Genomic DNA, 21,567 nt, shown 5'->3' with positions numbered 1-21,567 from the left:
TTTAAGACAACACCGGATTGGCTTCTTGTTGACGACGTTGCCGCAGATAATCTGCTAGTTACTCCCTTATGATTGTAGCATCAGTATAGCGAATAACTGGACCGTTGTCTACTAATAGCCATAAGTAATCTTTATTTCCAAAAATCATCAAAGACGTTAATTGCGGCGTGCCGCTTGTGCGCAGTCTTTAAATACCACGCTTCAATCTTTTCAGCGGCAGCAGGGGCAATCGACCGGCCTTCTAAATAATCATCAATCTCATCATAATGCACACCTAACGCCACTTCATCCGGTAAGGCGGGGCGATCATCTTCCAAGTCAGCCGTTGGGACCTTTTCATAAAGGTGTTTAGGCGCTTGTAGATAAGTCAACATCGCGCGCCCTTGTCGTTTATTTAAGCGATATAAAGGCACTACATCAGCGCCACCATCACCATATTTCGTGTAAAATCCGGTGACTGCTTCAGCGGCATGATCCGTACCCACAACGACGCCGTGAGTTTCACCGGCAATCCCATATTGCACAATCATCCGTTGTCGAGCTTTAATGTTCCCTTTGTTAAAATCATGAATGGCCAGTGAGTTGGCTTCCAAAGCTGCAACCATTGCATCCGTTGCGGGTTGAATATCGACACGGTCAACCACATCGGCTTGCATAAAGTCAATCGCCGCCATCGCATCAGATTCGTCCGCCTGATCACCATAAGGCAACCGAACCGCAATAAACTGGTAATCAGGATTGCCAGTTTCCGCACGCATTTCGTCAATGGCCATTTGGGTCAATTTGCCGGCTAGCGTGGAGTCTTGACCACCCGAAATACCTAAAACGTAGGTTGTCAAAAATGAATTCTTTTTGAGATACGCTTTCAAAAAATCAATACTCCGCCGAATTTCGGTTTCGGGATCAATCTGGGGGGCAACGTGGAGTGCCTTAATAATTTCAGTTTGTAATGGCCGCATCGGCTAAATTCCTCCTAATAGTCTTTTTGACTCACCCAGTCACGGACTGAATGAATGATGTTCATTTTATGATCGTAGAGTTTTTGCGATAAATCCACCGGATAATCTTGCGGATTTAAGTCGCGCTTATACTCATCCCATAACGAATCCAAACTATCATAAGCGTATTGCTTAATCGCCGCCAATTCAGGCAACTGATAGACTTGTTTTCCTTGATCATAAATAGGGACTAAAACGGGCCGCGCATCAAAATCACTAACCGTTTTGTTAATATACGTATAACTAGGATGGAACATGTAAATCGATTCTTCATTACGCGGATCTTCATCAGATAAGGTCACATAATCTCCTTCTGATTTACCATCCGCCCGCTTCGTAATCCGCCAAATCTGTTTGCGACCAGGTGTCGAAACCTTTTCCGCATTGTTGGACAACTTAATCGTATCAACCATCTGATGCTGATCATCTTCAATGGAAACCATCTTATAAACCGCCCCGAGTGCTGGTTGGTCAAACGCCGTAATCAGCTTGGTTCCAACCCCCCAAACACTAATCTTGGCGCCTTGCATCTTTAAGTTTTGAATCGTTTTTTCATCTAAATCATTTGAGGCATAAATCTTGGCATCTGGGAAACCGGCTTGATCCAATTGTTCGCGCACCCGCTTAGATAAATAAGCCATGTCGCCACTATCGATCCGGACCCCTTGGAAATTAATGCGGTCGCCCATTTCTTTAGCCACTTTAATTGCACTCGGAACCCCACTGCGTAACGTATCATACGTATCAACTAAGAAGACACAGTCGTGATGGGTCTCTGCATAAGCTTTAAAGGCTGCATAATCATTGCGGTAAGTTTGCACTAACGCATGGGCATGCGTCCCGCTAATTGGAATCCCAAAAATCTTACCCGCACGCACATTACTAGTCGCATCGAAGCCGCCAATATACGCAGCCCGAGTACCCCAAATTGCCGCATCAAATTCTTGGGCCCGCCGAGTTCCAAACTCCAATAAGCCATCTTCACCCACAACCGACTTAATACGGGCAGCCTTGGTCGCAATCAAAGTTTGATAGTTAATAATATTCAACAGCGCCGTTTCAATCAATTGGCAGGTCGCTAAGGGCCCTTCCACTTGCATCACGGGTTCATTATTAAAAACAAGATCCCCTTCACGAGCGGAACGAATCGTCGCATCAAATTTAAAATCTTGTAAATAAGCTAAAAAGCCTTCAGAATAATCTTCGGCTTCACGCAAATAAGCGATATCAGTCGCCGTAAAGTGAAGATTATTGATATACTTAACCACTCGTTCCAAGCCCGCAAAAATTGCGTACCCATTTTGGAACGGCATTTTACGGAAAAAGACCTCAAAAACAGCGTGCTTGTTATGAATCCCTTGTTCCCAATAAGTTTGCATCATGTTAATCTGGTAAGCATCCGTATGCAAGGTTAAACTATCATCCGGATATATTTGAGTCATGCGTCCAATTCTCCATTTCGTAAGTTGTAAGCGACTTTACAAATAAGTTAAGCCTATTTTAGCATTCTTTTAAAAACTAATGAATGTTAGCACCTGAAAAAGTTGCAGAAATTCATGATTTAACTATACTCTAATTAGGATTAGAAAGTGAGGCCTCTTATGTCAGCACCTTTTGACACCGTCACCATTTTAAACGTTTCGTTCATTAAGACGACAAACGTCGCTTTTCAAGCACAATTACAACAAGATATCTTGCAGCACCGCAATCGGTTTGTGGTCACCGCTAACCCGGAAATTCTCATGTATGCTCGCGAACACCCGGATTATCAGCGCATCTTGGCCCAAGCCGACTATATCACGCCCGATGGCATTGGGGTCATTCAAGGGGCAAAAATCTTAGGAACCCCGTTACCCGAACGAATTACCGGCTATGACACACTATTGAGTTTATTGACTTGGGGCGCAAAACATCACCAACGCGTCTTTTTGCTAGGTGCTAAACCAGCCGTTTTAACCCAAGTTGTCGCTAAAGTAACGGCACGCTACCCGCAACTAGTAATTGCAGGCGCCCAAGACGGTTATTATACCGATGAAGCGGCCGTCGTTGACCAGCTAGTTGCGGCACGACCAGATATGATTCTGGTCGCAACGGGCTTTCCCAAGCAAGAGGTCTTCATCGCCACTTATCGTCACCGAGTTGACGGGCTTTGGATGGGTGTTGGCGGGAGCTTCGACGTATTAGCCGGGACCGTCAAGCGCGCGCCAAAATTCTGGCAACAACATCATATTGAATGGCTCTATCGCTTAATCAAAGAACCTAGTCGTTTCAAACGGATGCTCGTGTTACCACGCTATTTACGACTCGTCAAAAAAATTGCCCGCCAACATTAACCAATGCTAAAAACAGGACCTGAGCGCTTTTATCTCAGATCCTGTTTTTAGACTAGTTTATTTTTCTAAATAAAATTCAAACCGATTGCCCACATATTGTGTCCGCACATATTCAAACGGTTCGCCCGTTTGTAAGTACGAAATTTGGCGTAAGCGTAACAATGCATCCCCGCGCCGAACAGACAAAAACTCCGCAATTCGTTCTGAAGCCGACATCGCCGAAACCGTTTGTTGTGCCTTACCAGGTACAAACCCAGCTTTGGCTTCCAACGTCCGATACAACGAACTCGTGACCTCATCCTTAGTAAATTGTTTGACTAGGCGTTCGGGCACCGTTGCGACTTCAAAACAAATTGGCAAGTCATCACCGTACCGAATCCGTTCCATCCGTAAAACCTGTTCGTTAGGTTCTAAAGCTAACTTTTCACTTTCGGATAAGGACGGGCTCGTCACGTGATACGAAATCGTTTTACTGGACGGGACCTTACCTTGAGCTAGCATTAAATCGGTAAAGCTAGTCACTCCTGACATTTTTTCCTGCACTTTTTGGTTAGCAACAAAGGTGCCAGCGCCGACTCGCCGCTCCAGTATTCCCTCATCAACCAAAGTCTGAATGGCTTGGCGCAAGGTCATGCGACTCACGTCAAACTTATTGGCCAACTCACGTTCAGATGGAATTCGGTCACCGACCGCCCACCGACCGGCCTCAATGGCTTGTTTAATTTGGTTGTGAATTTGAATATAAATTGGCGAACTCACGGTCCTCATCCCTTACTTCTAATTATTTATTTAACAGCTTTTTGACCGTAGCTATAGGTAGCGACCAAATCTTGATCAGCATCTAAGATGTTAAGGTCCGCATCTTTGCCAGCTTCCAACGTCCCTTTTTTCGTGAGCTTAAATTCCTCAGCTTGATTAACGGATGACATCTTAACGGCTTCCGCAATACCACAACCAGTGAACTTTTGGACATTCTTAAAGGCGTTGATATAAGTTAACACAGAACCGGCTAAGTTACCAGCTTCCAAACGTGCTTGACCATCTTTAACGATAACCTTTTGGCCACCTAATTCACTGATACCATCAGGTTCACCCTTAGCACGCATCGAATCAGTAACTAATTCAATCCGGTCGACACCCTTTTGTTCATAAGCAAGTTTAATCATGTCAGGGACAATATGGAACCCATCACAAATCAATTCGCAGTACATGTTATTTTCAAGCATGGCATGCCCGGTTACACCTGGTTCGCGGTGCTTAAATTCACGTTGCGCATTGTATAAATGCGTGACATGGGTGGCCTTACTTGCAAGCAACTGAGCCCGCGTCGCATTACTGTGACCAACTGAAGGCACAATGCCATTTTCCAAGCAATACTTTTCGAATTCACGCGACCCAGGATCTTCGGGAGCATAAGTAATTAGCTTAACGCGCCCGCCCGACAATTTATTCCAATTGTCTAATAAAGCCACATTGGGATTCTTAATGTATTCTTCAGGTTGCGCACCTTTAAAGCTAGCTGAAATAAATGGCCCTTCCAAATGAACCCCTTGAATAACTGGATTTTCTTTAGCCGCGGCATTAATTCCGGCCATCGAATGATCTAAGTTTTCATTTGACTGGGTCATCGTCGTACAGAAATACGAGGTAATCCCTTCGCGTGCCACCATATCGTTGACCATTTCATTAATTTCAGCTGGATCACCATCCATAGCATCAAAACTATAACCACCATGACTATGAACATCAATAAAGCCAGGGACAATTGTCTTTCCGCTAACAAATTCAATGTCATCATCTGGTTGTGCGACATAATCGTCCATCGAACCAACCGCTTCGATTTCTTTGCCGAAACGAATATAACCGTCATCAATCTTTTCTAAACCGGTATAGATGATCGCATGTTTTAACACTTTGCTCATGAACTATTCCTCCTAAGATTTACTGGTTATATTATAATCGGTATAGACCAAACATGCAACCATAAAAGTTGTTTAGTCCATCCAATCTCAATAGCTTTAGTTAATCCCTAGTTCCTTGGCAATCGTTGCATCAATCCCTTTAACAACCGCTGTCATAAACCCAGCTTCTTCCATGGCTAATAACCCAGCAACGGTCGTACCACCTGGTGATGAAACTTGATCCACTAATTCAAACGGGACTTTATCGGAATCTAAGACCATCTGGGCACTACCCAAGGTCGCTTGGGCGGCAATTTTAGTCGCCGTCACCTTGTCCAAGCCATGCTTCACCCCAGCCCGGGCCATGGCATCAATGAAGAAATACACATACGCCGGCGAACTACCCGCTAACGCCGCAAAGGTACTAAAATCTTTTTCGGCCACGGCGCTGGTTTGACCAATCGCATCAAATAATTGTTGCCCACTGGCATATTGCGCCGCAGTCAACGTATCGTTACCAACCAAGGCTGTCATGCCAGCACCAATTGCCACATTCACATTTGGCATGATACGTAAGATCGGCAGGTTACCAACCGCTGCTCGATAATCCGCTAAATCTAATCCAGAAATCATCGTAATGACCCATTTATCCGCCGTAATAGCCGGTTGTACGCTTTTGAGCACATCTAACGCAATATTAGGCTTAACTGCCAACACAATCACATCAGCCGCCTCAGCGACCGCTAAATTAGAATCTAACGCATGTAACCCCTTCGCCTTCGCGTATGGACCATAGCTGTCAGCGTGCGCACTATGCAGATAAATATCCGTTGGCGCCACTGCCGCCATTTTAAGCCAACCATCAATAATTGCCCGGCCCATATTGCCGGCTCCAATAAATCCAATTTTCATTTTATTCGCTCCTTGTCATAACCGTTCATTTCATCTTACAAAGGTCTCACTAGTTTGTAAAGCTGACACCCTTAAGGCTTAAAGTTCATTTTTTTAGCAGATTACTTCTTATAGTGTAACAGTTTTTTGAAAACTGAGGTCACACTTAAAGTTTTATGAGCTGGTTACTTTATTGATTATGAGTCATTTAGCGCTTGCAACCTAAGACGTATAAAAATCCATGCTTTTAGGCATACTTTTATACACTGGTGTTCAAAACCGGTGCAGCCGTTAATGCAGTATCAACAATCCTGGATTATGCTGATTTAAAAACCACACAAACCATTTATTTACGACTTACTGCACTGTGTTGTACATCAAAAAATAAAAAAAGTCGTTAATTCAAGCTTTTCAGCTCTCATTAACGACTATCCGGATACTGCAATTGGGCTAGCTGGGTTCGAACCAGCGCATGACAGGATCAAAACCTGTTGCCTTACCACTTGGCTATAGCCCAATAATTAAATGGAGGGAAGTGGATTTGAACCACCGAACCCGAAGGAGCGGATTTACAGTCCGCCGCGTTTAGCCAGACTTCGCTACCCCTCCATGAATCAATCAACTATATTAGAATACAAAACTTTGAATAAAAAATCAAGTCATTTTTCAAAGTTTTTTTATTTTTCCGGTAAATTAAGCAAAAAAGTGTCCCGATACCACTCTGAAATAAAGTCGGACGCCTGCCATTCATTAATTCGTTTTAGCCCATAACCCACGGCTTGATCATAATACGTGGTCGCTCCCACGACTTTAGGTGCCGGATGTAAATGTAAATGACCAAATAAGACATGTTCAACTTGATATTGCTCAACCAGCTGCCCTAATCGCGGCGTCCCCATTAAAGCTTGGGCCATCTTCCAAAAACGATTAGTCGGCAAGTTCGGCAAATAATCAGCTCGTGGGACAAAATGTGTCATCAGAATCACCCGTTTTTTCGCCACCTGCGCTAATTTCAACTGTGTTTGAACCTGCTTGAGGACTAAATCACTACGTTCCGGATCACTCAATGGTTGTTGAATCGCTCGATCAATCCAATACGCCTGTTTCCAAGTTTTAAAATCGGCCAGTGTCTTATCTGGCACTGCAGCGGCAAATTGATAGTCATACCAGCCATTATTGCCAATAACTCGCCAGTCACTATTTGGCAAATCCACATATTGGTTATGCAAATAGCCCGCAAAATGACCGGTTTCAAGTTCATCAAACGAGATACCATGAACCATGTCATGATTTCCCGCCACCCATAAAACATGCGTCTGCGTGCCTAATTTGGCCTGCAAATCAACAACAAACTGTTGACTGCGCTGAAAATCATTAAATAAGTCGCCAGCAATTAAATACCATTGTACCTGTTGACGTAACAAATAATCCGCCTGCGCAGCTAACATCGTTGCGACGTCCACCCGATTAACATCAAAATGATTATCACTACTAAAAGCTATCCGAATCATTCATTTCATCTCCAAAAAAAAGATACATTATCATAAAGATAACATACCTTCTTAAATAATTCGCTTATAAAACGCCCTTCATTGCGCGTTTAATCATTGGTACCATCATAAACAGGATAATTCCCAAGATGATACTTACAATCCCAATCGTCGCAAAATATGGGACTTCTGTCTTAGTTGAATAGAACCGAACTAGTTGGGCATTCAACGCACTCCCAGCTGAATCCGTTAAGAACCACATACTCATCATTTGTGATGCAAACGCCTTAGGTGCTAATTTGGTGGTTACGGATAAACCAATCGGTGAAATCAACATTTCAGCAATTTCAACGACGGCCCAACTACCAACTAACCAAAGTGGACTAACTTTACCCGCAGTGCCAAATAAGGCCCCAGGCATCGCCATAATTAAGTACGATGCACCGGCAAAAACTAACCCTACCGCAAATTTAGCTGGTGAACTCGGTTGCTTTTTACCCCACTTAGTCCATAACCACACGAATGGAATGGTATATAGCATAATGAACAATGGATTTAGAATCTGAAAATCAGAAGCGGCTAAGTGGAAAATTCCGAAGTTCAAGTTAGTTCGATCTGCCGCAAACAACGCTAAGACCGCTGAACCTTGTTCTTCAATAGCCCAGAACAATGCCGCAGCGATGAACAGTGGAATATAAGCCCGGACTCGTGACCGTTCAACTGCAGTCGTCTTTTCAGAAGTTAACATCAACGTAAAGTAAGCAATTGGAGTTAAAATAACCAGCACACTAATTAAAGTAATGATATTAACTAAAGTTAAGGCATGTAATAATTGCATCAGAATTAAAATCAGCCCTAATCCAATGACACCAAGAACGAAGCGACGAATAACTTTCTTTAAGTCGCCTGGTTCCAACGGATCAGTTGGATATAAGCTAGCGGTACTTAGATTTTTTTTGCCATCAAAGTAATACTGTAACAATCCGAAGAACATCCCAATGGCTGCCAATGAGAAGCCTAGATGGAAGTTAACGTTCAGACCAATGCGGCCCACCAAGATTGGCGCGACTAATGACCCCAAGTTAATCCCAAACACGAAAACACTGAAACCAGCATCACGCCGAGAATCCTCAGTCGTATAAAGTTGACCAACCATGTCAGAAACATTAGGCTTTAATAGGCCAGTCCCAATAACAATTAAAGCGATTGAGATAAATAGTGCAGCCACGCCAAATGGTGTCGCCAAGACGATATGGCCGACCATGATTAGGACCCCACCAATAAAAACCGTCTTTCGACTCCCCCAGACACGATCGCTTAAGAAGCCACCGAACACACTAGATACATAAACCAGTGCTGAGTAAATCGACATAATAGATGCGGCAGTCCCTTGATCGAACCCTAGGCCACCTTTAGCAACACTATAGTACATGTAAAAGATTAATAGTGCGCGCATCCCATAGTAACTGAATCGTTCCCACATTTCAGTAAAGAACAACGTTCGCAAACCGCGTGGTTGGCCAAAAAACGACCGATCCAGCTTTTGTTGTTTATCCAATTAAATTTCCTCCAGACGTCATTAAAACCGATTGAACTTCGTTTAAAAGAAACAAAAATAGTTTCCTAATTAAACATAATAACCATTATACTATCCTTAATCTTATTCAACAATATATTTAATCAACTTCTAATTTGCAACCCATAAATAAAAACTATCCTCATAATAACATTTCAATCAAAAAGCCCGTCAAATCACTAAATCTAATAGATTAAAGTGTTTCGAGACCCTTTTATGAACTATTTAATGACATTAATTTCTAATTCACTATGAGAGCAAGTCCGGTTGTTTTCAACAAAAAAAGTGTTTTAACAGCAATTTCAATCTGATTATCTAATTAAACAAAAATTGGATTTATGGGATTATCCTCGTTTCTTGTCCGTTCGCCCTCAAAATCACGTCATACTAAACAGCGTGTGTTAGCAACGCTTGCGCCAAATTCGAAAGCGATGGCCTTCAATCGTTGGGCTTTCATCATCAAGCTCGATTAAAGTTTTTGGTACGGTATTACGGAAATTGAAACTTTGCTAACAAAAAAAGCTCAGGAAATTCCCAAGCCCTTGATCGTCGCTCGATTAAAATTATCATGATAACAAAAAAGACGAGAACCACGTCTCGTCCCAACAAGTGCCGGCTACCAGAGTCGAACTGATGACCCTCGGTTTACGATACCGATGCTCTACCAACTGAGCTAAGCCGGCATGATAGAAAAAAGATGTCAACACTGTGGCCAACATCTACTGTCACTCCGACAGGCGGGCTCGAACCGTCGACATCTTGATTAACAGTCAAGCGCTCTACCAACTGAGCTATGTCGGAATATTGCATGGCAACGTCCTACCCTCGCAGGGAGCGATCCCCCAACTACTCTCGGCGCTAAGAAGCTTAACTTCTGTGTTCGACATGGGAACAGGTGTATCCTTCTTGCCATCGTCGCCACACTATTGAGAAACTTGTGCTCTCAAAACTAGCTAATATCAAATTGTATTTTTCATCTTACCGGAACACCAATTACTTGGTTAAGTCCTCGACCGATTAGTATTAGTCCGCTTCACACGTCACCGTGCTGCCACTTCTAACCTATCTACCTGATCATCTTTCAGGGGTCTTACTTCCATAAAGGAATGGGAAATCTCATCTCGAGGTGTGTTTCACACTTAGATGCTTTCAGCGTTTATCACATCCATACGTAGCTACCCAGCGATGCGCCTGGCGGCACAACTGGTACACCAGAGGTATGTCCATCCCGGTCCTCTCGTACTAAGGACAGATCCTCTCAAATTTCCTACGCCCGCGACGGATAGGGACCGAACTGTCTCACGACGTTCTGAACCCAGCTCGCGTACCGCTTTAATGGGCGAACAGCCCAACCCTTGGGACCGACTACAGCCCCAGGATGCGATGAGCCGACATCGAGGTGCCAAACCTCCCCGTCGATGTGGACTCTTGGGGGAGATAAGCCTGTTATCCCCAGGGTAGCTTTTATCCGTTGAGCGATGGCCCTTCCATACGGTACCACCGGATCACTAAGCCCGACTTTCGTCCCTGCTCGACCTGTCTGTCTCGCAGTCAAGCTCCCTTGTGCCTTTACACTCTGCGAATGATTTCCAACCATTCTGAGGGAACCTTTGGGCGCCTCCGTTACTCTTTAGGAGGCGACCGCCCCAGTCAAACTGCCCACCTGACACTGTCTCCCACCACGCTAAGTGGTGTGGGTTAGAGTGGTCATACAGCGAGGGTAGTATCCCACCAACGCCTCCACCGAAACTAGCGTTCCGGTTTCTATGGCTCCTACCTATCCTGTACAAGCTGTACAAACACTCAATATCAAGCTACAGTAAAGCTCCATGGGGTCTTTCCGTCCTGTCGCGGGTAGTCCGCATCTTCACGGACAATATAATTTCACCGAGTCTCTCGTTGAGACAGTGCCCAGATCGTTACGCCTTTCGTGCGGGTCGGAACTTACCCGACAAGGAATTTCGCTACCTTAGGACCGTTATAGTTACGGCCGCCGTTTACTGGGGCTTCAATTCTGAGCTTCGCCGAAGCTAACCCATCCTTTTAACCTTCCAGCACCGGGCAGGCGTCAGCCCCTATACGTCATCTTACGATTTTGCAGAGACCTGTGTTTTTGATAAACAGTCGCCTGGGCCTATTCACTGCGGCTGATCTTGCGATCAGCACCCCTTCTCCCGAAGTTACGGGGTCATTTTGCCGAGTTCCTTAACGAGAGTTCACTCGCTCACCTTAGGATTCTCTCCTCGACTACCTGTGTTGGTTTGCGGTACGGGTAGTTAAATACTCACTAGAAGCTTTTCTCGGCAGTGTGACATCAGACGCTTCGCTACTAAATTTCGCTCCCCATAACAACTTGTCCTTAAATTGATAAGCATTTGACTCATCAAAAGACTTGTTGCTTGGACATCCTAATCCAACAGGATGCACATCTTAGCCTACTGCGTCCCTCCATCGTTCAAACGCATTTAACTAGTACAGAAATATCAATCTGTTATCCATCGTCTACGCCTCTCGGCCTCGACTTAGGTCCCGACTAACCCTGGGAGGACGAGCCTTCCCCAGGAAACCTTAGTCATTCGGTGGATGGGATTCTCACCCATCTTTCGCTACTCATACCGGCATTCTCACTTCTAAGCGCTCCACAAGTCCTCACGATCTTGCTTCACCGCCCTTAGAACGCTCTCCTATCACGTGACCTAATGGTCACATCCACAGTTTCGGTAGTATACTTAGCCCCGGTACATTTTCGGCGCAGAATCACTCGACTAGTGAGCTATTACGCACTCTTTAAATGGTGGCTGCTTCTGAGCCAACATCCTAGTTGTCTGTGCAACTCCACATCCTTTTCCACTTAGTATACATTTAGGGACCTTAACTGGTGATCTGGGCTGTTCCCCTTTCGACGGTGGATCTTATCACTCATCGTCTGACTCCCGGATATGAATCAATGGCATTCGGAGTTTATCTGAATTCAGTAACCCAAGACGGGCCCCTAGTCCAAATAGTGCTCTACCTCCATGATCCTTCATCCGAGGCTAGCCCTAAAGCTATTTCGGAGAGAACCAGCTATCTCCAAGTTCGATTGGAATTTCACCGCTATCCACACCTCATCCCAGCAATTTTCAACTTACACGGGTTCGGTCCTCCAGTGCGTTTTACCGCACCTTCAACCTGGACATGGATAGGTCACCTGGTTTCGGGTCTACAACCTCGTACTAAAAACGCCCATTTCAGACTCGCTTTCGCTACGGCTCCGACTTTTAAGTCTTAACCTTGCACGGGATCGTAACTCGCCGGTTCATTCTACAAAAGGCACGCCATCACGCATTAACGCGCTCTGACTTATTGTAGGCACATGGTTTCAGGAACTATTTCACTCCCCTTCCGGGGTGCTTTTCACCTTTCCCTCACGGTACTGGTTCACTATCGGTCACTAGGGAGTATTTAGCCTTGGGAGATGGTCCTCCCGGATTCCGACGGAATTTCACGTGTTCCGCCGTACTCAGGATCCTGAACTGAGAACGTTTAATTTAATCTACTGGGCTATCACCATCTATGGCGGATTTTCCCAAATCCTTCGACTATCAAACGTTTTGGTAACTCAAATGTTCAGTCCTACAACCCCAAAGAGCAAGCTCTCTGGTTTGGGCTGTTCCCCGTTCGCTCGCCGCTACTTAGGGAATCGAAATTTCTTTATATTCCTGCTGCTAATGAGATGTTTCAGTTCACAGCGTTTACCTCCGACTAGACTATGTATTCATCTAGCGGTAACAGTTGATTAAAACTGCTGGGTTGCCCCATTCGGAAATCTCCGGATCATAGCTTACGTACAGCTCCCCGAAGCATATCGGTGTTAGTCCCGTCCTTCATCGGCTCCTAGTGCCAAGGCATTCACCATGCGCCCTTGTTAACTTAACCTCATTTTCCTAACGGAAAATGCGATTAATGAGTTTAGCGATTTAAAACTTCTTTAAAAAACTCAAAAAACGCGGTGTTCTCGGTTTAATTATGAAAAATTATATTTGATATTATCTAGTTTTCAAAGAACAAGTTTCATTGACAACCAATGTTGTCAATGGAGAATAACGGGATCGAACCGTTGACCTCCTGCTTGCAAAGCAGGTGCTCTCCCAGCTGAGCTAATTCCCCATAGTGATGCAAGGACAAAAAATCCTCGATGGGCCTAAATGGACTTGAACCATCGACCTCACGCTTATCAGGCGTGCGCTCTCACCAACTGAGCTATAGGCCCAAAAGCGTTATTAAATTGAGAGTTAGACCTCTCAAAACTAAACAAAGTTTCAACAATCATGTGTAAGGTTTCCGTAATATTCCTTAGAAAGGAGGTGATCCAGCCGCAGGTTCTCCTACGGCTACCTTGTTACGACTTCACCCTAATCATCTGTCCCACCTTAGGCGGTTGGCTCCCGAAGGTTACCCCACCGACTTTGGGTGTTACAAACTCTCATGGTGTGACGGGCGGTGTGTACAAGGCCCGGGAACGTATTCACCGCGGCATGCTGATCCGCGATTACTAGCGATTCCGACTTCATGTAGGCGAGTTGCAGCCTACAATCCGAACTGAGAATGGCTTTAAGAGATTAGCTTGCTCTCGCGAGTTCGCAACTCGTTGTACCATCCATTGTAGCACGTGTGTAGCCCAGGTCATAAGGGGCATGATGATTTGACGTCATCCCCACCTTCCTCCGGTTTGTCACCGGCAGTCTCACCAGAGTGCCCAACTTAATGCTGGCAACTGATAATAAGGGTTGCGCTCGTTGCGGGACTTAACCCAACATCTCACGACACGAGCTGACGACAACCATGCACCACCTGTATCCATGTCCCCGAAGGGAACGTCTAATCTCTTAGATTTGCATAGTATGTCAAGACCTGGTAAGGTTCTTCGCGTAGCTTCGAATTAAACCACATGCTCCACCGCTTGTGCGGGCCCCCGTCAATTCCTTTGAGTTTCAGTCTTGCGACCGTACTCCCCAGGCGGAATGCTTAATGCGTTAGCTGCAGCACTGAAGGGCGGAAACCCTCCAACACTTAGCATTCATCGTTTACGGTATGGACTACCAGGGTATCTAATCCTGTTTGCTACCCATACTTTCGAGCCTCAGCGTCAGTTACAGACCAGACAGCCGCCTTCGCCACTGGTGTTCTTCCATATATCTACGCATTTCACCGCTACACATGGAGTTCCACTGTCCTCTTCTGCACTCAAGTTTCCCAGTTTCCGATGCACTTCTTCGGTTGAGCCGAAGGCTTTCACATCAGACTTAAAAAACCGCCTGCGCTCGCTTTACGCCCAATAAATCCGGATAACGCTTGCCACCTACGTATTACCGCGGCTGCTGGCACGTAGTTAGCCGTGGCTTTCTGGTTAAATACCGTCAATACCTGAACAGTTACTCTCAGATATGTTCTTCTTTAACAACAGAGTTTTACGAGCCGAAACCCTTCTTCACTCACGCGGCGTTGCTCCATCAGACTTTCGTCCATTGTGGAAGATTCCCTACTGCTGCCTCCCGTAGGAGTTTGGGCCGTGTCTCAGTCCCAATGTGGCCGATTACCCTCTCAGGTCGGCTACGTATCATTGCCATGGTGAGCCGTTACCCCACCATCTAGCTAATACGCCGCGGGACCATCCAAAAGTGATAGCCGAAGCCATCTTTCAAACTCAGACCATGCGGTCCGAGTTGTTATGCGGTATTAGCATCTGTTTCCAGGTGTTATCCCCCACTTCTGGGCAGGTTTCCCACGTGTTACTCACCAGTTCGCCACTCACTCAAATGTTATATCACTCAGGTGCAAGCACCGTCATTCAACAACCAGAGTTCGTTCGACTTGCATGTATTAGGCACGCCGCCAGCGTTCATCCTGAGCCAGGATCAAACTCTCAAATTAATGATGAGTTCTAAAAAAGCTCATTTAGTACTTGATTTAAAAATTGTTTGTTTACGAATTGACTTCGCAAATGTTTGCTACCAATTCAAGAATTGATAGACCCTACACATTTGATTTGTCGAAACTTTGTTCAGTTTTCAAAGGTCTAATTCGTTGGTTGATTACCTCAACGCAACTTAATCATCATATCAAGTAGCAAACCATTTGTCAACTACTTTTTATAATTCTTTTTTCTGTTGAAAGCTTGCGGCTAACCGCTTTGTGCGCCTCAACAACGTATATAAATTTACCAATTTTTGTACCTAATTGCAAGCCCTAAATTGATAAAAAAACCAGTCAATATTATCATGTTTAGGCATGTGTCAATTCATTGTACGGATATGTCACCTGTACAGACTAATTCAACTGTTATTCGACGTTTCAAAACTAATAATCCTAACATAAAAAGCACTACTGGCTAGTAATGTTCGTTTTAAAAAAGTTCAGTTTTTTTTAAAAAAGTCTCTTTCAAACTGAATTCCCACGTAAAATCTACCTAACACGCCCGTTTTTCTCGCTCGACATCAAAAAAACTAGTCCTAAAATTACCGTAGTAATTTCAGAACTAGCTTCAAATTGTTAGTTTTCTTCTTCTGGACGCATCGTTGGGAACAACAAAACATCACGAATTGAATCAGCATCCGTCATCAACATGACTAACCGATCAATCCCAATACCAAGACCACCAGTTGGTGGCATCCCGTATTCCAAAGCTTCGACGAAATCTTCGTCAATTTGTTCAGCTTCATCATTACCAGCAGTTCGTTCCGCAGCCTGAGCTTCAAAACGCTGGCGCTGATCAATTGGGTCGTTCAATTCACTAAAGGCATTTGCATATTCATTACCCAAAATAAATAGTTCAAACCGATCCGTAAAACGCGGATCTTTTTCATTCTTCTTAGCCAATGGTGAAATTTCCACTGGATGCCCATAAATAAAGGTTGGTTCATTCAGGGTATCTTCTACAAACTCTTCAAAGAATGCATTAATGATATGACCAACTGTCCAGTAGCTTTCATACTTGACATGATGTTCATCCGCTAACTTCTGTGCGGCTTCCAAAGTCATTGGCTGCCAGAAGTCGATACCAGTCTGCGCCTTAATGGCATCCACCATATGCACGCGCTTAAACGGTTGGTTCAAGTCTACTTGCTGGTCATGATACGTAATAATACCATCATCAGTTACCGCTTTGGCCGCAGCTTTAAAGATACCTTCAGTTTCGTCCATCACGTCATGGAAATCAAAATAGGCCACATAAGTTTCCATCATAGTGAATTCAGGATTATGTTCACGGTCCATCCCTTCATTCCGGAAAACACGACCAATTTCATAGACTTTTTCCATCCCACCAACGATTAAACGCTTGAGGTGTAATTCTAAGGCAATCCGCAAATACAAATCAATATTCAATGCATTATGATGTGTAATAAATGGCCGCGCTGCTGCCCCACCAGCTTGATTATGCAGCATTGGCGTCTCAACTTCAGTAAAACCTTGACCATCCAAATGATGCCGAATTGCAGAAATAATTTTAGTCCGCTTCAAAAAGCGATCAAAACTATCACGATTCGAAATCAAGTCCAAATACCGTTGTCGATAGATTTGTTCCACATTCTGTAACCCATGGAACTTATCTGGTAGTGGCCGTAACGCCTTAGATAAGAACGTTAACCCAGTAACCTTTAAGGTTAATTCACCAAAATCAGTCTTGAAAACTTCCCCAGTGATACCCAAAAAGTCACCAATATCGGAACGTTTGAAAACATGGTACACGTCTTCGCCAACAACATCTTTACGAATATACAATTGCATCTTACCGGAACGATCCCAAAGGTCAGCAAAGGCAACTTTACCTTTACCCCGTTTAGCTAACATCCGACCAGCAATGGTCGCAGTAGCTTTTTGCTCATCTAAGGTATCTTTATCAATATCACCATATTTGTCTTTTAAATCCCGGGCCAAATCAGTCCGTTCAAAACGATGACCGAAGGGGTCAATCCCTGCTTCACGTAATTCATCCATTTTATCACGACGAACCTTAAGTTGATCATTCATCGTTTGCTCTTGTCGTGCCACTAGTCTTCCTCCATTTCCAGTTAACAACATTGTTTACCCATGTCGCTATCCATTCACTACAATGTTAATTTTGACAATTAGACTGCAAAAAAGCAAGTTAATTCTGCATTTTACGATTTAGTTGCCAAATAAGTCGCGGTTTGATCCATAAATTGGTCAATAATCGTCGTCATCTTAGTCGCATCATCCGTAGCCATCAAAGCAACTTTAGTTCGTGTCGACCGGGGAATTCCTTTTAGGTAGTATGGGACTTGCCCGCGGAATTCTTGGCATCCCTCGTGTTCACCCTTTAATGCGACTAGCCGTTGTAAATGTGCCTTGGCTAACGTCATCTTTTCCAGTGGCGTTGGTGCTGGCAATAACTCGCCCGTTGCCAAGTAATGTGTTGTTTGTTGTAACATCCAGGGATTACCTTCAACCGCACGACCAATCATGACCGCATCTGCACCAACCTCGGTTAACATCCGTTGTGCATCTTGGGGAGTCTTAACGTCTCCATTTCCCATAAACGGAATTGTTAGTTGTGCCGCTACTTGTCGTAAGAGGTCCCAGTCGGCAGACCCCCGATAACCTTGTTGCCGTGTTCGACCATGCATGGCAATTGCGGCTGCGCCAGCACGTTCAGCCGCTAATGCATTTTCAATTGCATTACAATGGTCCGCATCCCAACCGGTCCGCATCTTAACGGTAACTGGTTTACGGACCACATCCGTGACCGCCGCAACCATCTCGTAAACTTTAGCGGGGTCCAATAACCATTTAGCACCAGCGTCCGTCTTCACGACTTTATTCACCGGACATCCCATATTAATATCAATAATATCAGCATTAGTCTGTTGATCCACAAACTTAGCCGCTTGTACTAATGTCGCTTGGGAGCCACCATAAATTTGAATACTCATCGGGTGCTCTTTAGGATCAACGAACATCATGGCCAGCGTTTTTTGATTATGATACATGATACCGCGATCAGAAATCATTTCGCAAACCACTAGGCCAGCACCAAAATCTTTACAAATCACTCGAAAAGCAGCGTTAGTCACCCCCGCCATGGGAGCTACGACCACGCGATTTTCAATCGGCACACTGCCAATTTTCCAAGTTGCTGTCATCTACCGTCACTCCTATTCAGTAATCTAGGCTTGACCGTGTGATCGGGATAGTACTGCCTGTAATTCAGCTTCAGTAAAGTGATACTGATTGCCACAAAAATGACAGACAGCTTCCGCCCCATGATCTTCATCAATCATCGCTTGAACCTCGTGCTTAGGCAAAGCCATCAAGGATTCACCAAACCGTTCCTTAGAGCAGTCACACTTAAATTTAACTGGCATCTGATCAAGCACTTTAACATCGTCAAAGAGCGCCTTTAAAATATCTTGTGGCGTTTTGCCTGCTCGTAGCAGTTGTGACACTAGCGGGAGCTCTTGCAGTTTATGTTCTAAATCACTAATTGCTTCATCCGTGGCGCCAGGCAGAACTTGTACTAAAAATCCCCCGGCTACTTCAACCGTATTATCTTCATTAACAAAAACCGACAATCCCACTGCTGACGGAATTTGTTCGGACTGTGCCAGATAATACGTGAAGTCTTCGCCTAATTCGCCAGACACTAACGGGACTTGACCCGTAAATGGATCCCCCACCCCTTGGCTCTTGGTTACGGCCAAAAAGCCAGTTGACCCGACTGCCGCTTTAACATCAATCTTATGTTGCGCATTTAAAGGAAGATGCACGTGCGGATGCTGTAAGTAGCCTTTAACAGTACCGTTAGCATTACCATCAATCACAATGCCACCCACAGGACCATTCCCATTAATTTTAACGGTCATCGTCTCGTCACCTTTTAATCCAGCTGAAGCCATTAGCAACGTTCCAACTAGACTACGACCCAATGCCGCTGAAGCCGCACTCCACGTGTCATGTCGTTTCTGGGCTTCAGCAACAACACCAGTTGCATTCACAGCGTACGCGCGAAACATGTCATTACCAGCAATACTTTTAACTAAATAATCTTCCATCAATATGCTCCTATCTCGTATTTAATAGTCCGATTAATAATACCGCATAAAAAGAGCCGAGACAAAGTCTCGGCTCTTCCGAACAAATTTAAGTTAAGCTTGACTACCCGAATCATCCTGAGATGACGCCGAACTAGTCGTACTCGTCGCACTGGCACTTGAGCTAGCTTCAGCATCAGCTGAATCAGGCGTTGGGGCTTGTTGCGATTCACTTGGGAAGGTTGGTTCTGTCTTAGCATCCGTATCGTCAGCTTGGTCAGCCGCTTGCTTTTCAGCTTCTCGGCGTTCCAGTTCACGTTTAGATTCTTCAAAGGTTGCCGCTTTTTCACTAGGAAATTCGTTACCACCTTTGGCAGGCATTTCCCCGGTCTTAAACAGACTAAGAATTTGCTTTTCATCCAATGTTTCATACTTCAGTAAGGCTTCTGCAATCACCTTGTGTTGTTCACGATGGCTCTGAATGATGTCCGTTGCAGTCTGATGAGCTTCCTCAGCCAGGCCACGAATTTCATCATCAATGAGTTGCGCCGTATGTTGTGAAAAGGCACTAGACCCCATGCCTTGTTGGTAAGCAGCTTGCTGGTTAGCATTTTCTAACTCAACTGGACCAAGCTTTTTGCTCATCCCATATTGAGTGACCATTGCACGGGCAATTTGCGTTGCCTGTTCAAAGTCATTAGAAGCCCCAGATGATTGTGCATCAAAGATTAACTCTTCAGCAGCACGACCACCCATTAAACCAGCCATCTGTTCCTTGGCATCACGTTTCGACATTAGCATCTGGTCTTCTCGTGGTAACATGATGGCATAACCGCCAGCACGACCTCGAGGAACAATCGTGACTTTATGCACGACCCGGGCGTCATTTAAGACTAAACCAACAATCGTATGACCAGCTTCATGATAAGCCACGGTTTCACGTTCATGCTTGCTAACCACCCGATCATGCTTGGCCGGACCAGCAATAACTCGATCTTCAGCTTCATCTAAATCAGTTGCTTCAACTTGTTTCTTATTACGCCGAGCCGCAAGTAAAGCCGCTTCGTTCAATAAGTTTTCCAAGTCAGCCCCGACAAAACCAGGCGTTTGCTTAGCGATTTCTTTCAAATCAACATCCGCAGCCAATGGTTTATTCTTCGCATGGACTTTCAAAATTGCTTCACGGCCTTTGACATCTGGACGACCAACTAAGATCTTCCGGTCAAACCGACCTGGACGCAATAAAGCAGGGTCCAAAACATCAGAACGGTTGGTAGCTGCCATGACGATAACACCTTCGTTACCCGTGAATCCATCCATTTCAACCAATAATTGGTTCAAGGTTTGTTCACGTTCATCATGACCACCACCGCCCATACTACCACCACGTTGACGACCAACCGCATCAATTTCATCGATAAAGATGATTGATGGGGCATTCTTCTTAGCTTGATCAAACAAGTCTCGAACCCGGCTAGCCCCAACCCCGACGAACATTTCGACGAAGTCTGAACCAGAGATTGAGAAGAATGGCACGCCCGCTTCACCGGCAACTGCTTTAGCAAGTAAGGTTTTACCAGTACCAGGAGGTCCCTCCAGGAGTACCCCTGATGGAATCCGAGCACCTAACGACACAAACTTGCGCGGATCTTTCAAGAATTCGACCACTTCGACCAATTCTTGCTTTTCTTCTTCTTCACCAGCAACATCTGAGAAACGAATTTTGTTTTGTTTACTATCGGCTGGTTTCGCCTTCGTCTTACCAAAATTCATCACTCGGTTGTTCCCGCCGCCTTGACCAGCTTGTCCCATCATCATATAGAATAGGAATACAAACAAGATCAATGGCGCGATGTACATCAATAACGTGACCCAAATACCGCTAGATTCTTCAGCTTTTGCGGTTAATTTAACGTTCTTTTTAGTCGCTAACTTAGATACTTGATCGACCGTCGAGTTATTCTCCAACATAGTTGTGGTAAACGACGTCGTCTTTGAAGACGAACTCGTAATCCCTAACGCATTGGTTGAAGAAACCTTGCGGGCTTTCCGGTATTGACCAGTAACCTTGTAAACGCCACCACTAGGCTGAATACTAACATTTTTCACGTTATTCTTGTCTAATTGTTTGACAAATTCGCTATAGCGAATATTTTGAGTTTGGGAGCTGGAATTATTACCAAAGAAAAAGTAAATAATCCCCATCAAGCTTAGAAAAATCAAAATATAAAATAAGCTATTACGAAAGAGTCCGTTGCGTCGATTGTTCATATGGGCCTCCTTCATCGAAACTTTTATATACTGTTAAAAGCACGGTACTATACTTCGATAGTTTAAATAATAGCAC

The 21,567-nt window shown here is 44.7% G+C and carries 12 protein-coding genes, 6 tRNA genes and 3 rRNA genes; 1 reads left to right on the top strand and 20 read right to left on the bottom strand.

What is annotated here, in order from left to right:
• Positions 1–131: 131 nt before the first annotated feature.
• Both nadE and C5Z25_RS08790 read right to left on the bottom strand, forming a co-directional pair.
• On the bottom strand, positions 132–959 hold the full coding sequence (gene nadE, locus C5Z25_RS08795) for an NAD(+) synthase (protein WP_105452286.1): 828 nt from the start codon (positions 957–959) through the stop codon (positions 132–134).
• A 14-nt stretch (positions 960–973) separates the two neighbouring features.
• Positions 974–2,440 carry a nicotinate phosphoribosyltransferase gene (locus tag C5Z25_RS08790; protein ID WP_105452285.1) on the bottom strand — a complete coding sequence of 489 codons (1,467 nt, stop codon included), beginning with the start codon at positions 2,438–2,440 and terminating at the stop codon, positions 974–976.
• Positions 2,441–2,599: 159 nt separating this feature from the next.
• Here C5Z25_RS08790 and C5Z25_RS08785 point away from each other — a divergent pair, with 159 nt between their 5' ends.
• Positions 2,600–3,331 (top strand): WecB/TagA/CpsF family glycosyltransferase, encoded by a 732-nt coding sequence (locus C5Z25_RS08785; RefSeq protein WP_105452284.1) that lies wholly within the window; start codon positions 2,600–2,602, stop codon positions 3,329–3,331.
• A 57-nt stretch (positions 3,332–3,388) separates the two neighbouring features.
• On the opposite strand, the gene C5Z25_RS08780 is transcribed toward C5Z25_RS08785, so the two are convergent.
• The 18 genes from C5Z25_RS08780 to ftsH all read right to left on the bottom strand — a co-directional run bounded on the left by C5Z25_RS08780 (position 3,389) and on the right by ftsH (position 21,491).
• Complete coding sequence (locus C5Z25_RS08780) at positions 3,389–4,090, bottom strand: GntR family transcriptional regulator (RefSeq protein WP_105449813.1); 702 nt, start codon at positions 4,088–4,090, stop codon at positions 3,389–3,391.
• Positions 4,091–4,116: 26 nt separating this feature from the next.
• Positions 4,117–5,253, bottom strand: coding sequence for an N-acetylglucosamine-6-phosphate deacetylase (gene nagA, locus C5Z25_RS08775; protein WP_105452283.1), 1,137 nt, complete (start codon positions 5,251–5,253; stop codon positions 4,117–4,119).
• Between the two features lie 96 nt (positions 5,254–5,349).
• Positions 5,350–6,144 (bottom strand): pyrroline-5-carboxylate reductase, encoded by a 795-nt coding sequence (gene proC / locus C5Z25_RS08770; protein ID WP_105452282.1) that lies wholly within the window; start codon positions 6,142–6,144, stop codon positions 5,350–5,352.
• A 424-nt stretch (positions 6,145–6,568) separates the two neighbouring features.
• Positions 6,569–6,640: transfer RNA gene (locus C5Z25_RS08765), tRNA-Gln, on the bottom strand.
• Between the two features lie 9 nt (positions 6,641–6,649).
• Positions 6,650–6,732, bottom strand: a tRNA-Tyr gene (locus C5Z25_RS08760).
• A gap of 68 nt (positions 6,733–6,800) precedes the next feature.
• Complete coding sequence (locus C5Z25_RS08755; protein ID WP_199774906.1) at positions 6,801–7,634, bottom strand: metallophosphoesterase; 834 nt, start codon at positions 7,632–7,634, stop codon at positions 6,801–6,803.
• Positions 7,635–7,698: 64 nt separating this feature from the next.
• The gene (locus C5Z25_RS08750) at positions 7,699–9,171 is read right to left on the bottom strand and encodes a peptide MFS transporter (RefSeq protein ID WP_105452281.1); all 1,473 of its coding nucleotides are present in this window, start codon (positions 9,169–9,171) and stop codon (positions 7,699–7,701) included.
• A gap of 628 nt (positions 9,172–9,799) precedes the next feature.
• A tRNA-Thr gene (locus tag C5Z25_RS08745) sits at positions 9,800–9,872 on the bottom strand.
• A gap of 45 nt (positions 9,873–9,917) precedes the next feature.
• Positions 9,918–9,990: transfer RNA gene (locus C5Z25_RS08740), tRNA-Asn, on the bottom strand.
• Between the two features lie 5 nt (positions 9,991–9,995).
• A 5S ribosomal RNA gene (gene rrf, locus C5Z25_RS08735) occupies positions 9,996–10,112 on the bottom strand.
• A 74-nt stretch (positions 10,113–10,186) separates the two neighbouring features.
• A 23S ribosomal RNA gene (locus C5Z25_RS08730) occupies positions 10,187–13,107 on the bottom strand.
• 158 nt (positions 13,108–13,265) lie between these two features.
• Positions 13,266–13,338 (bottom strand) — tRNA-Ala (locus C5Z25_RS08725).
• A 29-nt stretch (positions 13,339–13,367) separates the two neighbouring features.
• Positions 13,368–13,441 (bottom strand) — tRNA-Ile (locus tag C5Z25_RS08720).
• An 87-nt stretch (positions 13,442–13,528) separates the two neighbouring features.
• Positions 13,529–15,102 (bottom strand): 16S ribosomal RNA (locus C5Z25_RS08715).
• The 16S, 23S and 5S rRNA genes sit together here with 4 tRNA genes alongside, the layout of an rRNA operon.
• 618 nt (positions 15,103–15,720) lie before the next feature.
• The gene (lysS, locus tag C5Z25_RS08710; protein WP_105452280.1) at positions 15,721–17,220 is read right to left on the bottom strand and encodes a lysine--tRNA ligase; all 1,500 of its coding nucleotides are present in this window, start codon (positions 17,218–17,220) and stop codon (positions 15,721–15,723) included.
• A 110-nt stretch (positions 17,221–17,330) separates the two neighbouring features.
• A complete protein-coding gene (dusB, locus tag C5Z25_RS08705; protein ID WP_105452279.1) occupies positions 17,331–18,332 on the bottom strand; it encodes a tRNA dihydrouridine synthase DusB in 1,002 nt (333 codons plus the stop codon).
• A gap of 24 nt (positions 18,333–18,356) precedes the next feature.
• Positions 18,357–19,241 (bottom strand): Hsp33 family molecular chaperone HslO, encoded by an 885-nt coding sequence (gene hslO / locus C5Z25_RS08700; RefSeq protein ID WP_105452278.1) that lies wholly within the window; start codon positions 19,239–19,241, stop codon positions 18,357–18,359.
• Between the two features lie 93 nt (positions 19,242–19,334).
• Positions 19,335–21,491: an ATP-dependent zinc metalloprotease FtsH gene (ftsH, locus tag C5Z25_RS08695; protein WP_105452277.1), complete on the bottom strand. Its 2,157-nt coding sequence runs from the start codon at positions 21,489–21,491 to the stop codon at positions 19,335–19,337.
• Positions 21,492–21,567: the final 76 nt, after the last annotated feature.

Origin of the sequence: Lactobacillus sp. CBA3605, from assembly GCF_002970915.1 — a bacterium.
Classification (GTDB): Bacteria; Bacillota; Bacilli; order Lactobacillales; family Lactobacillaceae; genus Lactiplantibacillus.
This window is presented reverse-complemented; position numbering and strand designations above follow the sequence as displayed.

Coding starts and splice junctions, on each gene's coding strand:
- ftsH (WP_105452277.1), bottom strand. CDS start 21,491: ATGAACAATCGACGCAACGGACTCTTTCGTAATAGCTTATTTTATATT.
- dusB (WP_105452279.1), bottom strand. CDS start 18,332: ATGACAGCAACTTGGAAAATTGGCAGTGTGCCGATTGAAAATCGCGTG.
- C5Z25_RS08755 (WP_199774906.1), bottom strand. CDS start 7,634: ATGATTCGGATAGCTTTTAGTAGTGATAATCATTTTGATGTTAATCGG.
- nadE (WP_105452286.1), bottom strand. CDS start 959: ATGCGGCCATTACAAACTGAAATTATTAAGGCACTCCACGTTGCCCCC.
- nagA (WP_105452283.1), bottom strand. CDS start 5,253: ATGAGCAAAGTGTTAAAACATGCGATCATCTATACCGGTTTAGAAAAG.
- C5Z25_RS08790 (WP_105452285.1), bottom strand. CDS start 2,440: ATGACTCAAATATATCCGGATGATAGTTTAACCTTGCATACGGATGCT.
- hslO (WP_105452278.1), bottom strand. CDS start 19,241: ATGGAAGATTATTTAGTTAAAAGTATTGCTGGTAATGACATGTTTCGC.
- proC (WP_105452282.1), bottom strand. CDS start 6,144: ATGAAAATTGGATTTATTGGAGCCGGCAATATGGGCCGGGCAATTATT.
- C5Z25_RS08785 (WP_105452284.1), top strand. CDS start 2,600: ATGTCAGCACCTTTTGACACCGTCACCATTTTAAACGTTTCGTTCATT.